General features: G+C 58.9%; 14 protein-coding genes and 5 tRNA genes. 5 read left to right on the forward strand and 14 right to left on the reverse strand.

What is annotated here, in order from left to right:
* Positions 1 to 78 precede the first annotated feature (78 nt).
* Positions 79 to 1347 (reverse strand): UDP-N-acetylglucosamine 1-carboxyvinyltransferase, encoded by a 1269-nt coding sequence (gene murA, locus HMPREF2996_RS03070; RefSeq protein ID WP_070448154.1) that lies wholly within the window; start codon positions 1345 to 1347, stop codon positions 79 to 81.
* 21 nt (positions 1348 to 1368) lie between these two features.
* Positions 1369 to 2208, reverse strand: coding sequence for an acetate metabolism transcriptional regulator RamA (gene ramA, locus HMPREF2996_RS03075; RefSeq protein ID WP_010189033.1), 840 nt, complete (start codon positions 2206 to 2208; stop codon positions 1369 to 1371).
* Between the two features lie 253 nt (positions 2209 to 2461).
* On the opposite strand from ramA, the gene cysK reads away from it, so the two are divergent.
* Both cysK and epsC read left to right on the forward strand, forming a co-directional pair.
* Complete coding sequence (cysK, locus tag HMPREF2996_RS03080; RefSeq protein ID WP_290206601.1) at positions 2462 to 3400, forward strand: cysteine synthase A; 939 nt, start codon at positions 2462 to 2464, stop codon at positions 3398 to 3400.
* A 118-nt stretch (positions 3401 to 3518) separates the two neighbouring features.
* On the forward strand, positions 3519 to 4082 hold the full coding sequence (gene epsC / locus HMPREF2996_RS03085; RefSeq protein WP_141740752.1) for a serine O-acetyltransferase EpsC: 564 nt from the start codon (positions 3519 to 3521) through the stop codon (positions 4080 to 4082).
* Between the two features lie 18 nt (positions 4083 to 4100).
* Here the strand turns inward: epsC and HMPREF2996_RS03090 are convergent, their stop codons facing one another.
* From HMPREF2996_RS03090 to HMPREF2996_RS03110, 5 genes are all read right to left on the reverse strand, one after another.
* Positions 4101 to 4403, reverse strand: coding sequence for a GNAT family N-acetyltransferase (locus HMPREF2996_RS03090; RefSeq protein ID WP_070645661.1), 303 nt, complete (start codon positions 4401 to 4403; stop codon positions 4101 to 4103).
* 55 nt (positions 4404 to 4458) lie between these two features.
* Positions 4459 to 4531, reverse strand: a tRNA-Phe gene (locus tag HMPREF2996_RS03095).
* 20 nt (positions 4532 to 4551) lie between these two features.
* A tRNA-Asp gene (locus HMPREF2996_RS03100) sits at positions 4552 to 4625 on the reverse strand.
* Between the two features lie 253 nt (positions 4626 to 4878).
* Positions 4879 to 4955, reverse strand: a tRNA-Asp gene (locus HMPREF2996_RS03105).
* A 34-nt stretch (positions 4956 to 4989) separates the two neighbouring features.
* Positions 4990 to 5065 (reverse strand) — tRNA-Glu (locus tag HMPREF2996_RS03110).
* 83 nt (positions 5066 to 5148) lie between these two features.
* Between HMPREF2996_RS03110 and HMPREF2996_RS03115 the strand changes: the two genes are divergently transcribed.
* Positions 5149 to 5481 carry a metal-sensitive transcriptional regulator gene (locus HMPREF2996_RS03115; RefSeq protein ID WP_070730075.1) on the forward strand — a complete coding sequence of 111 codons (333 nt, stop codon included), beginning with the start codon at positions 5149 to 5151 and terminating at the stop codon, positions 5479 to 5481.
* A 66-nt stretch (positions 5482 to 5547) separates the two neighbouring features.
* Here HMPREF2996_RS03115 and HMPREF2996_RS03120 read toward each other — a convergent pair.
* Together HMPREF2996_RS03120 and HMPREF2996_RS03125 are read right to left on the reverse strand one after the other, a co-directional pair.
* Positions 5548 to 5620: transfer RNA gene (locus HMPREF2996_RS03120), tRNA-Lys, on the reverse strand.
* A gap of 91 nt (positions 5621 to 5711) precedes the next feature.
* Entirely contained in the window at positions 5712 to 7214 is a 1503-nt protein-coding gene (locus HMPREF2996_RS03125; RefSeq protein ID WP_070710534.1) for an acetyl-CoA hydrolase/transferase family protein, read from the reverse strand.
* A gap of 176 nt (positions 7215 to 7390) precedes the next feature.
* Between HMPREF2996_RS03125 and dusB the strand changes: the two genes are divergently transcribed.
* Together dusB and phoU are read left to right on the forward strand one after the other, a co-directional pair.
* Entirely contained in the window at positions 7391 to 8536 is a 1146-nt protein-coding gene (gene dusB / locus HMPREF2996_RS03130; RefSeq protein WP_070730077.1) for a tRNA dihydrouridine synthase DusB, read from the forward strand.
* A 64-nt stretch (positions 8537 to 8600) separates the two neighbouring features.
* Entirely contained in the window at positions 8601 to 9329 is a 729-nt protein-coding gene (gene phoU, locus HMPREF2996_RS03135; RefSeq protein ID WP_070443858.1) for a phosphate signaling complex protein PhoU, read from the forward strand.
* 143 nt (positions 9330 to 9472) lie between these two features.
* On the opposite strand, the gene pstB is transcribed toward phoU, so the two are convergent.
* The 5 genes from pstB to mshD form a co-directional block, all read right to left on the reverse strand.
* The gene (pstB, locus tag HMPREF2996_RS03140; protein WP_070443861.1) at positions 9473 to 10246 is read right to left on the reverse strand and encodes a phosphate ABC transporter ATP-binding protein PstB; all 774 of its coding nucleotides are present in this window, start codon (positions 10244 to 10246) and stop codon (positions 9473 to 9475) included.
* A gap of 51 nt (positions 10247 to 10297) precedes the next feature.
* On the reverse strand, positions 10298 to 11209 hold the full coding sequence (gene pstA, locus HMPREF2996_RS03145) for a phosphate ABC transporter permease PstA (RefSeq protein WP_070717291.1): 912 nt from the start codon (positions 11207 to 11209) through the stop codon (positions 10298 to 10300).
* Between the two features lie 13 nt (positions 11210 to 11222).
* Positions 11223 to 12269 (reverse strand): phosphate ABC transporter permease subunit PstC, encoded by a 1047-nt coding sequence (pstC, locus tag HMPREF2996_RS03150; RefSeq protein WP_070443867.1) that lies wholly within the window; start codon positions 12267 to 12269, stop codon positions 11223 to 11225.
* Positions 12270 to 12392: 123 nt separating this feature from the next.
* Positions 12393 to 13502, reverse strand: a complete 1110-nt coding sequence (gene pstS / locus HMPREF2996_RS03155) for a phosphate ABC transporter substrate-binding protein PstS (protein WP_070443870.1) — start codon at positions 13500 to 13502, stop codon at positions 12393 to 12395.
* A 173-nt stretch (positions 13503 to 13675) separates the two neighbouring features.
* Complete coding sequence (gene mshD / locus HMPREF2996_RS03160; RefSeq protein ID WP_070730079.1) at positions 13676 to 14590, reverse strand: mycothiol synthase; 915 nt, start codon at positions 14588 to 14590, stop codon at positions 13676 to 13678.
* Positions 14591 to 14618 lie beyond the last annotated feature (28 nt).

The following is a 14618-nucleotide window of genomic DNA, read 5'->3' on the forward strand; positions in this document are numbered from 1 at the left end:
ACGCACACCCCCAACAAACAACAAATCCCCAGTTCAACCGTGGGATTGAACCGGGGAAACGTCGCCAAGCACGGCGCCTTAGTAGAGCTCTTCCTCCTGAGTGCGCTCGATCGTGGCGCCCAAGGCCTGGAGATTCTCCACAAAGTTGGGATAGCCGCGATCTATGTGGAAGACATCGTGCACGGTGGTCGTCTCATCCGCACACAGTGCAGAGAGCACCAACCCGGCGCCTGCGCGGATATCGGAACTCCAGACATGCGTCGAAGACAGACGCTCCTGCCCGCGGATGACTACGTGGTGTCCATCAACTTGGGCATCGGCGCCAAGGCGGAGCATCTCATCGACGAAACGGAAGCGCGATTCGAAGACATTCTCCGTAATGATGGAGGTGCCTTCCGCCACGGCGGAAAGACCAATAGCAATAGGCTGAAGATCCGTAGGGAAACCGGGGTACGGCAGGGTTTGATAATCCACGGCGCTCGGGCGACCGTCCATGCGCACCCGGAAACCGTTCACATAGTCCTCAATGTCAGCGCCGGCAGACTTGAGCTTTTCCAGCGGCAGGTGCAGGTGCTTAGGAGCAATGCCACCCACCGTAATATCACCGCGAGTCATCACAGCAGCATAGGCCCAGGTACCCGCAACGATGCGGTCGCCGATAACCTCGTGCTCTGTTGGTTGCAGCTTGTCCACTCCCCGAATGGTGATGGTGGATGTCCCCTCCCCAGAGATATCGGCTCCCATCTCCTTAAGCATCGTGCACAAGTCGACGATCTCCGGTTCGCGGGCGGCATTGTGGAGTTGAGTTTCACCATCAGCAAGCACGGCGGCGGTAAGAATGTTCTCCGTCGCGCCGACGGAAGGGAAATCAAGCCGGATATTTGCCCCGTGGAGACGATCAGCTTCCGCCACCACAGCACCGTGTTCGATGCGTGTGCGCGCACCCATCTTCTCCAGCCCGGACTGGTGCATATCCAAGGGGCGGGAACCGATGGCGTCACCGCCTGGCAATGCCACCTTCGCGTGACCGCAGCGCGCGGTCAACGGTCCCAGCACACACACGGAAGCGCGGAATTGACGCACCGCATCGAAGTCCGCGTTGGAGTGCAGCTCGGCCGGGGTGGTGATGCGCACGGTGTGGCCATCAATCTCCACGGTGCAGCCAAGGCCCTCAAGGACCTTTCGCATTAGAGGGACATCGAGAATCTCAGGACAGTTGGTCAGCGTGGTGGTGCCCTCCGCCAACAGTGCCGCAGCCATCAGCTTCAGCACACTGTTTTTAGCACCGTCAACCTTGACGGTGCCCTGCAGGCGCGCCCCACCGGAGACAATAAATTGGTCTTTCACGCCCACCCAACTTACCTACAATCAGGGCAACGCGCCTATACGACGGGCCGCATTAACCGCCTCATAGCGAGTATGCGCACCCAATTTGCGCATGACAGAACGCAGATAGGACTTCACAGTTTCGGCACCAATGCCCATCTCCTCGGCAGCCTCAACGTTGGTATGGCCAAGGGCGACGCAAGAAAGAACATCGAGTTCGCGCGCGGACAGCTTGGTGGACTGCTTCACACGGACCGGAGAGACCATCTGATCACACAGTGCCTCAAGCTCCTTGCGAAGGTCTTCATCATTGACGCGGTTAGCCAGCATCCGCAGCTTGGAGTGCGTCGAGCGTACCTGCTCCCATTCGGCACCGTTCATCACATGGCCGCGCGCAGCACCACCCTTACCACCATCGGCCCGGCGCAGTGCGGAATTAACCGCCAAATCCTGCTCGAGGCAGCGGGCAGTCATGGTGACCTCCTCGATCACCTTGTCACCCAAGCGCACCGGCGAATGAACACCGACATAGAGGACTCCACGGATCTCACGCTGAACGGTAACTGGGACCGCCACGATGGAGTGCAGGCCTTCGTCTTGAATATAGCGATCATTCTCATGGCTAATCGTGGTAGCGCGGGTGTAATCGGAAACACCAACCGCGCGGCGAGTACTAACAACGCGCCCGCCGACGCCCACGTTCGCGTCAATCACCAAGTTCTGCAAAGCCGGGGTCCGCAGACCTACCCACTGGGTAATCTGCAGGCGATTATCCGGCAGCAAGGTTCCGTACATCGTGACGGGGATTCCCGTTGCAGTCTTCAGCGACGAGAGCGCTGCGCGTACGGCTTCGTCGTCATCCTTGAGTCGGTGCGGCTCCATGAGACTCTCTCTTACTCGGGGGTAACCAGCAGGTGCACCCACATTCCCCGCCTGAAACGGGGGTAGGTGAACACTATTTGCGAAGTATAACCGGCCGACGGGGGTAATTCTAAATCACGGCCCACCCTTCTCCTCCACCCCGAATCCCACATACGATGCCCGAATGCTCGGTTCAGAATTTATATACCACTCTGTCTACCGTTGGGGTGTAAGGTGTCTGCTGTACATCAGAAGTTATTTTCAAGGAGTCCACATCGTGGCTGTATATGACAACATTCTCGAGACCATCGGCGGCACCCCGCTCGTCCGCCTCAACCGCCTAACCGAAGGCCTCGGCGCTGAGGTCCTCGTGAAGGTTGAGTCCTTCAACCCCGCAAATTCCGTCAAGGATCGCATCGCCAAGGCGATTGTCGACACCGCCGTAGAATCCGGCGAGCTGAAGCCAGGCGGCACCATCGTCGAGGCCACTTCCGGCAACACCGGTATCGGCTTGGCACTCGTCGGCGCCGCCCAAGGTTACAAGGTCATCCTCACCATGCCGGAGACCATGTCCAACGAGCGCAAGGTTCTGCTGCGCGCTTATGGAGCAGAGATCGTCCTCACCCCGGGCGCTGCGGGCATGAAGGGCGCTGTAGAGAAGGCCAACGAGATTATCGCCGAAACCCCCAATGCCATCCTGGCTTCCCAGTTCGCCAACGAAGCCAACCCAAAGATCCACGAGGCAACCACCGGTCCTGAAATCTGGGAGGACGCCGAGGGCAAGGTTGACGCCTTCGTGGCTGGCGTCGGAACCGGCGGCACCGTCACCGGTGTTGGTCGCTACCTGCGCTCTCAGAACCCGGATACCTACCTCGTAGCCGTAGAGCCCTCCGATTCCCCTGTTCTGTCCGAGGGCAAGGCTGGCCCGCACAAGATTCAGGGCATCGGCGCTAACTTCGTCCCAGAGGTTTTGGACCGTGAGATCCTCAACGAGGTTCTTACCGCAACCACCGAAGAGTCCGTGTCCACCGCCCGCAAGCTGGCTACCGAAGAAGGCCTGCTCGTTGGTATTTCCTCCGGCGCCAACGTCTCTGCAGCACTCAAGCTGGCCGCTCGTGACGAGTTTAAGGGCAAGACCATCGTCGTTGTCGCCCCGGACTTTGGTGAGCGCTACGTCTCCACCATTCTCTTCGAGGACATCCGCGAAGCTTAAGGAATAGTCAACATGGCTCTCCGCGGGACGTCGCCAAGCACGGCGCCGTGATGAGCCTCCGAATAAAAGCGCCCTCTGTGCTAGGGGGCGCTTTTTCTTTCTGGATAGGATGGTTCGCATGCACATCTTGAAGATGATTCGTGAAGACCTCGCCAACGCGCGCGAGCATGACCCGGCCGCGCGCGGCGACGTCGAGAATGCCGTGGTCTATTCCGGCCTCCACGCTATTTGGGCGCACCGCATCGCCCACCGCATGTGGAAGCATGGTTGGCGCGGCCCCGCACGTATCCTGGCACAAGTAAACCGCTTCTTCACCGGTATTGAGATCCACCCTGGTGCCACCATCGGCCGCCGTTTCTTCATTGACCACGGCATGGGCATCGTTATTGGTGAAACCGCCGAAATCGGCGATGGCGTGATGCTCTACCACGGGGTCACGCTCGGCGGCCAGGTGCTCACGCAGACCAAGCGCCACCCAACGATCGGGGACAACGTGACCATCGGTGCCGGCGCCAAGGTACTAGGCCCCATCACCATCGGCGAAGGCTCCGCAGTAGGCGCTAACGCCGTGGTGACGAAGGATGTGCCCGCTAATCACACCGCTACGGGTATTCCGGCTAAGAACCGTCCTCGCAAGAAGAATGAGCGCATCAAGCTGGTGGACCCGGACTACTACATCTAAGGGCCCCAGAACCTGTCCTTAGAGGCTGCCCTCACGCTTAGTCAGACGCTGGTATTCAGGGTTCTTCTCAATAAACCGCGCTACGGCACTGCACGTTGGGATGACTTGGCGGCCTACCGTCGAGTCATCATCCAACGCCGCCTTAATGAGCGGCTTGGACAGGCCTTGGCCTTGAAAGGCCTCAGAGATTTCCGTGTGCGTGAACTCGCGCGTGGCTGCGGAGTCACTGTATTCGGCAAAACCCGCTTCCTCGCCATCGACGGTAATAACGAAGCGGGATTGATCGGTTTGGTGCGCAACAGAAGTAGTCATGCCGCCCATTAAACCAAAAAATGCACCAAAAAAGCCCCCTCCAAAAATGGAGGGGGCTATCTTGTGGCCAGAGCCAGGATCGAACTGGCGACCCCACACTTTTCAGGCGTGTGCTCTACCGACTGAGCTATCTGGCCAGAAGCCACTAGGACTTCGGCGACCCTGACGGGACTTGAACCCGCGACCTCCGCCGTGACAGGGCGGCGCGCTAACCAACTGCGCCACAGGGCCATTTTTAGTTTTCTCTTGTGCGCTGGGCACGAATAAGTACTCTACACACAGCTAGATAAGCACAGCAAATCAGCACGTCAGACTCAGTTTTACCGTGCACTAGACCTCGGTATACAGCCCACCCCACAGCACCTAGACCTATAAGCTTTCCCGCTCCACCGGCGGCATGCGCCAGCAGGATTAATCGCTGACGGAGACAAAACGACGCAAGCCCCGAGGCTTGTTTCTCTAACAATGCCTCGAGGCTTGAATATGGCGACCCTGACGGGACTTGAACCCGCGACCTCCGCCGTGACAGGGCGGCGCGCTAACCAACTGCGCCACAGGGCCATATATATTTACTTGTGTGCCAACACAAAGGTGTTGGTACCCCCAACGGGATTCGAACCCGTGCCGCCGCCGTGAAAGGGCGGTGTCCTAGGCCGCTAGACGATGGGGGCCCGTTGCCTTGAGGCAACTTTGTAAAAATATACTGGAGACATCCTTACTTAACCAAATCGCCCCGGCAGAAAGGTGAAAAACTATGACTGACCAGCGAGATACCTGTTCCTGCCATGAGCCGGGTGTACACGGCTACAACTCCAATGACGATCAAAAGGCGAAATACTTAGCGCGCCTCAAGCGCATCGAAGGGCAAACCCGCGGCATCCACCGCATGATCACCGAGGACCAATACTGCATTGACATCATCACGCAGATCTCGGCGGTAACCTCCGCGCTCGAGAATGTCTCCCTGGCGCTCTTGGAGGACCACATAGAACACTGCGTAGCGGGAGCAGCCGCAGAAGACGGGCAAGTAGCCACAGAGAAGCTCGAGGAGGCCATGCGGGCTATCAGGAAGCTCGTTAAGAGCTAGCCCTAACCCGGCCCTGCACGTGGGCCCCAAAACCAAAAAAGAGCCGCCCGAAGGCGGCTCTTTTTGTGGGCCCTGCGGGGCTCGAACCCGCGACCTGCGGATTAAAAGTCCGTAGCTCTACCAACTGAGCTAAAGGCCCAACGCCCAACCATCTTAGTAGGTCGCACTAAAGAAAACGAAATGGCCCTCACCTCCAGCGGAAAGGGCCACTACCTAGCAGAGATACGCAATTAGCCGCGCATGTCACCCTTCTCCATGAAGTTCACTTGGAAGTCAAAAGCGGTCTTCAGATCGTGCGGGGTGTGCTGGAACTTATTCGCCTTGGCACGCTCGAAGTACTCCTCCAGGAGCGGACGGTAGTCCGGGTGCGCCACGGCGATAACCTTCTCCACGCGCTCCTTCGGAGCCAGGCCACGCAGGTCCGCAACACCATACTCGGTGATGATGACCATGGTGTCGTGCTCAGTGTGGTCGGTGTGAGACACGAAAGGCACGATGGCGGAAATAGCGCCGCCCTTTGCCACCGACGGGGACACGAAGGTGGAGATGTAGGCGTTACGGGTGAAGTCACCCGAGCCGCCGGTACCGTTCATGATGCGGGAGCCGGAGACGTTGGTGGAGTTGATATTGCCGTAGATGTCGCCCTCAATCATGCCGTTGGAGGAGATCAGGCCAACGCGGCGGATAACCTCCGGGTGGTTGGACACCTGCTGTGGGCGCAGGATGATGTGCTTGGCGTAGCGCTCAGCCTCAGCGTTCATCTTGTCCGCATACTCCGGGGACAGGGCGAAGGAGGTAGCAGAGGCGACGGTCATCTTGCCGGCGTCGATAAGATCCAGCATGCCGTCCTGGATAACCTCGGTGTAGGCCTGAATGTTTTCGAACTTGGAATCCAGCAGGCCGGCCATCACTGCGTTCGGGACGTTGCCCACACCGGACTGCATGATGAACTTGTCATACTCCAGGCGTCCGGCAGCAACCTCGCCCTCGAGGAACTCAATGAAGTTCGCAGCGATCTTCTCAGAGACCTCATCCGGAGCCTTGAACGGAGCATTGCGGTCCGGGGCGTTGGTCTTGACTACAGCCACGACCTTCTCTTCCGGGATCTCAATGTAGGTGGTACCAACGCGGTCAGCCGGCTTGGTAATCGGGATCGGCTGACGGTTCGGCAGCTTCTCAATGCGGTAGATATCGTGCATGCCCTCGAGGTTGAGGGACTGCCACTCATTGATCTCAATGATGATCTTGTCGGCGGCCTCGATGTACTCGAGGTTGTTACCTACTGCGGAGGAGGGAACGATATTTCCCTTCTCATCGATACGCACGGCCTCAATAATGGCTACCTGGAAGTCACCGTAGAAACCTTCCTCCACCTGCTGGCCAGAGTGTGAGAGGTGAACATCCTGGTAGAGGGCGGAGCCATCGTTGAAGCGGCCGCGCAATGCCGGATCAGAGTTGTATGGGGAGCGGAAGCGAATGGCGTTTGCCTCAGCCAGGACGCCATCGCAGTCCGGGGCGGTAGAGGCACCGGAGAAGACGTCGATCTTGAATTCCTCCCCCGCCTCGTGGGCCGCCTTTGCCTTTTCCGCGATAGCGGTCGGCAGGGCCTTGGGGTAGCCAGCACCGGTAAAGCCGGAGATTCCCACACGATCACCGTGGTTGACGAACTGTGCGGCCTCGTCAGCGCTCATCACGAGCTTCTCAAACGGCGCGTATGCAATTCTCTCAGACATTAGTCCTCCTTTTATGTGCAGAAACGACCTACGTTACGGTCCTTTCCTATTAGTTACATGCACCACACTAGCGAATCAGTGGCGAATTTACCGCACTCTGCCCCAAACCGTGTGCACACCTCACTTTCCGCATCAGAATTTGCCACCCCAGGCTCTTTCCGCGCACAATTGGCGGCGTGACTCTTGCAATCGGAAAAATCCAGCTCAACTCCCCCGTTGTCCTCGCCCCCATGGCTGGCGTGACCAACGTGGCTTTTCGCGTGCTGTGCCGTGAGCAAGAGATTGAAAAGACCGGGACTGTCTCCGGGCTCTACGTGTGCGAAATGGTCACCGCTCGCGCCTTGGTCGAGCGCAACCCCAAGACCCTGCACATGACCACCTTCGATCCCCAAGAACAGCCCCGCTCGCTGCAGCTGTACACCGTCGATCCGGAGTACACTTACAAGGCTGCCAAGATGATCGTGGATGAGAACTTGGCGGACCACATCGATATGAACTTTGGCTGCCCGGTCCCCAAGGTCACCCGCCGCGGCGGGGGTTCTGCCCTTCCTTATAAGCGCCGCCTGTTTGGCAACATCGTCTCCGCCGCAGTCAAGGCGACTGAGGGCACGGATATTCCAGTCACGGTGAAGATGCGCGTCGGCATTGATGAAGAGCACAAGACACACCTCGATGCCGGGCGTATCGCTGTGGCGGAAGGAGCCGCAGCAGTTGCTTTGCACGGGCGCACTGCCGCCCAGCGCTACTCCGGTCACGCCGACTGGGGCGAAATCGCCCGCTTGAAGGAGCACTTGGCAGACACAGGCATCCCAGTCTTGGGCAACGGCGATATCTTCAAGGCAACCGATGCGCACGACATGATGGAGCAAACTGGATGTGACGGCGTCGTGGTGGGCCGCGGCTGTTTGGGCCGCCCGTGGCTTTTTGCGGAACTCTCCGCCCACCTGCGGGGTGAACCAGTACCGGAAGAGCCCACGCTAGGCGAAGTCACGCGCATCATGCTCCGCCACGCAGAGCTTCTAGCCCAGCATGAGGGCGAGGCTCAAGCCAGCCGCGATATTCGCAAGCACATTGGCTGGTACCTGCGTGGTTTTCCCGTGGGCGGCCAGGTACGTGCGGGCCTTTCTCGCGTCAATTCCTTGGAGGATCTGCGCGAACTGCTGGCGCCGTGGGCCGACTCGCCTGCGCTTGCCGACGACGCCGATGGTGCCCGCGGCCGCCAGGGCTCACCCGCCAAGGTAGTCCTTCCCGAGGGTTGGCTCGATGATCCGGAGGATGCCACTGTGCCGGAAGGCGCGGAGATTATGCACTCCGGCGGCTAACCGCGATTATTCAAACTTGTTGTTCGACAGGCACTAGACCAATAGTTCAGCTAAAGTACGTGGCATGCGCGCTGCTTACCGTGAACAGTTGGATAATTTTTCTCATGATCTCATCATCATGAGCACGACCGTCCATAAGCTGATGGCCCTCGCCTCCCAGGCGTTAATCAAGGCCTCCCTGCAACCGGCTGAGGAGGCTGTGTCACTGCGCGATGAACTGGATGAGGTGCGCTCGCGGTGCGAAGACCGCGCGGTCTCCCTGCTAGCCTTGGAAAATCCGATGGCCAAGGATCTCCGCCAGGTCATCTCTTCCATCTATATTGTTGAAGACTTTTATCGCATGGGCCGCCTGTCCCAGCACATTGCAACGAGTGCCCGCCGCCGCCACCCCGAGCCAGTGGTACCAGCAGACATCATGGGCTACTTCGAGGAATATGCGCGCCTCGTTCTCGATATGTCCGCGGGGCTCAAGGACATCCTCATCACCCGCGATCCGGAGCTAGCCCTTCGGTTGACCGAAGATGATGATGCCGTCGATGACATCAACCATCACCTGCTGCGCATGCTGACCCAGCGGGAATGGAAAGGAACAGTGCGCCAGGCCGTGGAAACCTCGCAGCTATCGCGTTACTACGAGCGTTTCGCCGATCATTGTGCCGCCGCTGCCGGTCGCATTATTTATCTTGCAACGGGCCTGGACCCGGACCGCTATATGCGCAAGCGTGATCAGGAGCAACGCGAAGCCGAGCTAGAGGCCCGCATGGCAGAGCTGGAGCGCCAGTTCCATCACTAGATGAGGCTCATGCTCGAAATAGCTGCCGATCCACCGCTAGTAACACCTAGCTCATCCTGAAAACACAAAAGCCGGTGCCCACTCCTAGACCTTAAACAGTCGATAGAGGGCGCCGGCTTTCGGCACTATGGCGCTATCGGTGTTTAGCCAAAGCGGCCGGAGATGTAATCCTCGGTGTCCTTCTTGGAGGGGTTCTCGAAGATCTTGGTGGTGTCATCGAACTCGACGAGGTGGCCCGGCTTTCCGGTGGCTTCTAGAGAGAAGAAACCGGTCTTATCGGACACACGGGCTGCCTGCTGCATGTTGTGGGTGACGATAACGATGGTGAAGTTTTCCTTCAGCTCGTGGATGAGGTCCTCAACAGCCAGGGTAGAAATCGGGTCAAGTGCCGAGCACGGCTCGTCCATGAGGAGGACCTCCGGTTCCACGGCAATCGCACGGGCGATGCACAGACGCTGCTGCTGTCCACCGGACAGGCCGCCGCCCGGCTTATCCAGGCGGTCCTTAACCTCATCCCAGAGGTTGGCGCCGCGCAGAGACTTTTCGGCAACTTCCTTCAGTTTCTTCTTGTTCTTCTCGCCGGAGAGCTTCAGGCCGGCAACAACGTTGTCCTCGATAGACATCGTGGGGAACGGGTTAGCCTTCTGGAAAACCATGCCGATGGTGTTGCGAACGGATACCGGGTCAACCTTGGCGCCGTAAATATCTTGGCCGTCCAAGAGGACCTCGCCCTTGACATAGGCGCCGGGGATGACCTCGTGCATACGGTTCAAGGTGCGCAGAACGGTGGACTTACCGCAGCCGGAAGGGCCGATAAAGGCGGTCACGGCCTTCGCCGGAATTTGCATGTTGACGTTCTGCACGGCGTGGAAGTCGCCGTAGTAAATGTTCACGTCATTGAGCTCAAGCTTAGACATTAGGAGTTTCTCCTCTTAAGAATGTATGGCGGAATCGAGTGTTACGGCGATCTATTTCTTGACCGAGAACTTCGCGGAGATGACACGGGCCGCGATGTTAAGGACAGCGATAAGGATAACCAGCGTCAGCGCTGCACCCCAGAGCTTATCCAGGACAGCCGGTTGTGCGCCGGCCTTGTACATATCCAGCATCATCAGCGGTAGCGAGGACTGCGAGCCCTTGAACGCGTCCCAGTTGATGATGGAGGAGGAACCAACAAGGACCAGCACCGGAGAAGACTCACCCATCACACGCGCAACCGCGAGCATGATACCGGTAACGATGCCGGACAGGGCGGTCGGCAGGACGATGCGAGCAATGGTCTTCCACTTCGGAACGCCCAGTGCATAGGAGGCCTCACGCAGGTCCATCGGGACAACACGGAGCATCTCTTCGGTGTTGCGAACCACGATCGGAATCATCAGCAGCACCAAGGAAAGCGCCACGGCGAAGCCGGAGCGGCCAAAGCCGAAGAGCGTGATCCACATAGCGAAGATAAACAGCGCGGCAACGATGGACGGCACACCGGACAGGATGTCCACCATGAAGGTGGTGGTACGGGCGAGCCAGCCGCCCTTGGAATACTCCACCAAGTAGATAGCGGTAAAGATACCGATCGGGATGGAGATGATGGAGGCTAGGACGGTTTGGACGAAGGTACCAACGATGGCGTGAGCAGCACCGCCGCCCGCAACGCTGTTCATGACACCGCGCTGGGACGTGGTCCACCAATCGGCGCTGAAGATGATGCCGCTGCCGCGGGCAAAGAGTTCCCACAGAACCCAAACCAGAGGGATCATGGCGATAATCATGGCCACCCATACCACGACGGTGGCAATGGTGTTGGTGGCCTTTCGGGAAGCCGAAATATCAAGGAAGGTAGCGCCTGCGGAGGCAGGCTTGGCGTTTGTAGTAGTAGTCATTGTGTCCTCCTCCCTACTTCTTCTTCACGATGGTGCGGGCAATGGCGTTGACCACGAAGGTCAGCAAGAACAGCATGAGGCCAGCGGCGATGTAGGCACCTGCGCGCATCTCATTACCGAACTCTGCGGATGCCAAGGCGATGGCCATGGCGAAGGTCGTACCGCCGTCGAAGAGCGAGAAGCGGAAGTCCACGAGCGGGGAGACAACCATGTACAGAGCCATGGTCTCACCCAGTGCACGTCCAAGACCGAGCATGGAGCCGGCGATGTAACCGGACATACCGAAGGGGAGCACCGTCATCCGGATAACTTCCCAGCGGGTTGCGCCCAGCGCCAAGGCAGACTCAATCTGACCAGGAGGAGTTTGGACGAAGACCTCACGTGCCGTAGCGGCGATAATCGGAAGAATCATCACGGCCAGCACGATGCCACCGGTGAAGAGGTTACGGCCGGTAGCAAACGACGGCGAGTTATCAAAGACGGTGAAAAGGAAGAACCCACCAGCCCAGGACTCCAGCCACGAGTAGAAACCGGAGAGAGCTGGACCGAGGACCTGCCAGCCCCACAGACCATAAACAATGGACGGGACTGCAGCGAGCATGTCCACGAGGAAGCCCAGCGGCTTGACCAGACGTGCCGGCGCGTAGTTAGACAGGAAGATGGCAATCGCCAGTGCAACCGGCATAGCCAGCAGCAGGGCGAAGACGGAGATAAGAACCGTAGTGCCGAACATGGTCGGGATACCGAACTTCATCGCGGAAGTATCGCCAGTCTCCCAACGGCCACCGTAGGTGAAGAACCCCATGATGCCACCGTCGTTGACGCCCAGGGCTGGCACGGCACGCCACAGCAAGAAGCCCGCAATGGCAGCAATCATGACGGTGATCAACGTGGCCGAAGCAGAAGAAAGGAATTCGAAGACTCGGTCACCCGGGCGCTTAACTCCGCTGCTGGAGTTAGCCTTGGTAAGTTCTTCGGATCCGCCGGTAGAAGGCCGCTCAGCAGCGGAGACGGAAAGCTCCGTCTGCTCGGGCGCCGTGGTGAGATTATTGTCTGCCATGAGACGTTCTAATCCTTTTCAGCGTTAAGAATGGAGTTTGTCGTTACATACCTGCGCCCCCAAAGCGCGATTCGAGTGCGGCAGTGGGGGCGAAGAGTATTTAGCTTTGTTGAGCTCTAGCGCTTACTGCAGAGCGTCAACAGCAGCCTTCAGCTTGTCCAGGTGTGCACCCTCAACCGGGATGAAGCCCTGAGAAGCAAGCTGGTCATCTTGGTGATCCAGGACGGTGGTGAAGAAGGCCTTAACCAGAGCGGAGGTCTCCTCATCGTAACCAGCGGAGCAAACAATGTTGTAGGTGGTCAGGATGAGCGGGTATGCGCCCTCGTCGTCAGACGCGAACAGAGCGTCGGAGTCAACAACCATGTTGTGCTCGGACTCGGTCTCCTTGAACTCCAGGTTCTCCAGAGCAACGTTGACGGACTCGGTGTTCAGCTCAACCGGGCCGTGGCCGAAGTCGATCTTTGCCTTCTGAACGCCGTCTGCTTCCTTCTGGTCAGCGAAACCGGACTCAACGTAGGTGATAGCACCCTTGATGTTGGCAACCTGGTCAGCAACACCAGCGGAGCCGTTGGCGCCCTCACCAACTGCATCCGGGAACTGCTTGCCCTCGGTGTCCCAGTCGCCGGTAGCGGCCTTCAGGAACTTCTGGAAGTTGGCGGAGGTACCGGACTCATCAGAGCGGAAGATGACGGTGATGTCCTCGTCCGGCAGGTCGGTGCCTTCGTTGTCAGCGGCGATTGCCTCGTCGTTCCACTTGGTGATGTCACCCTTGAAGATCTTGGCCAGGGTCTCGGTGGAGAGGTTGATCTCGGTACCCTCGAGGTTGTAAGCGATAGCTACCGGACCGATGGTGGTCGGCAGGTGCCATGCCTCGTTGCCGCCACAGCGCTCAGCAGCAGCCTCCACCTCACCGTCATCCTCCTTCAGAGCGGAGTCGGAACCAGCGAAGTCGGCCTGGCCGTTGGTGAAGGCCTCAACGCCAGCGCCGGAGCCGGAAGCGTTGTAGGACAGGGAAGCGTTCGGATGATCCTCAGAGAATGCGGTCTGGAAGTAAGACATTGCATTCTGCTGGGAGGACGCGCCGTCACCGACGAGCTCGCCGGAGACGTCAGAGCCCTCGGAGCCGCCTTCAGCGGAGCCGGAGTCGTTGGACTCGGAGCAAGCGACGAGAGCGGTGGAGGTGGCGGCGACGATGCCGAAGATAGCGGCAGTGCGCTTGAAGTTGCGAATCACGGGGAACCTTTCCGGTACGGATACAAGAGAATGATTTTTCGAGGAAATCGCCCCCAACCCTCTCCAAAGGCAAGCGCGATTAACTCACGGGAAGTAAAGCTATATGCGGAGGGTTAACCCCACAGGGATCAAGAGGTGAACAATCGGTTAACTTGTACCAAAAGGCGGTGAGACTAGTCACTTTTCGCCCAGACGCAGTGCTCCTCCGCAGTACCAAAGCCGAGCTTCTCATAGGCCTTTACTGCCGGCTCATTGTCCGCCTCGACGTACAAGATGATCTTGTCCGCACCTTTAGCCACCATGCGCTGTAAGCCAGCGGTGAGCAACGGGCCACCGAGCCCGCGCCCGCGATAGTCCTCGCTCAGCCCCACAACATAGACCTCACCGAAGGCTGGTATGTCCTCCTCATGCCATTTCAGCCAGTGAAAGCCGGCCATTGTTGGGGCACTGTGTGCACCACCATGTGAATCCCACAGGAAGAGCACGTCGGCCGGGTCGAACCATTCGGCTTCCATCCCACGGTGTAGGCGCTCTAGGTCCCACCCACCTTGCTCTGGGTGCCAGGAAAAAGCCTCGTTGTTGGCTCGTAACCACTCCGCCTCGACGTGCTCGCGCCCGAAACGCTCGACCGACTCCGTGTACGTGCAGATCTCTAGGCCCTTCACCTTTGCGGACGCTTCCTCCGACGCGCGTAGGTCCCGGCCCTCAATAGCCATCACGAGCAAGCGCCTGACGACGTCCATCCCATTGCGCTTCGCCAACGCTTGCGCTGCTGGGAGGTTGCCGTGTGCCCAGATCTGGGGGGAGGTCGGGAGGGCGTCGACAAGCGCCTGCCCCACCCCGCGCCTGCGGTGTTCGACGTCGACGACGAGCTCTACCGTCTGCCCTTCGACGGCAGCCACGCCTGCTATCTCACCGTCTTCGATTGCAAGCAGGTGGCGGTGCCCAAGGCGACCATCTCGCAGGCCGACCATAAACTGCTCGGAGAACGGCGCATAACCATCGTGCGTTTCGGCGCGTGTGGCCAACTCCTCCACGCGCTGTGCCAAATCCGGATTCTGCGGCAGGGCAAAGGTCTCAATATTCATGTTTCCCAGCTTACGTGCGGTAGTAATA

The organism is Corynebacterium sp. HMSC066C02 (assembly GCF_001814945.1).
GTDB lineage: Bacteria > Actinomycetota > Actinomycetes > Mycobacteriales > Mycobacteriaceae > Corynebacterium > Corynebacterium aurimucosum.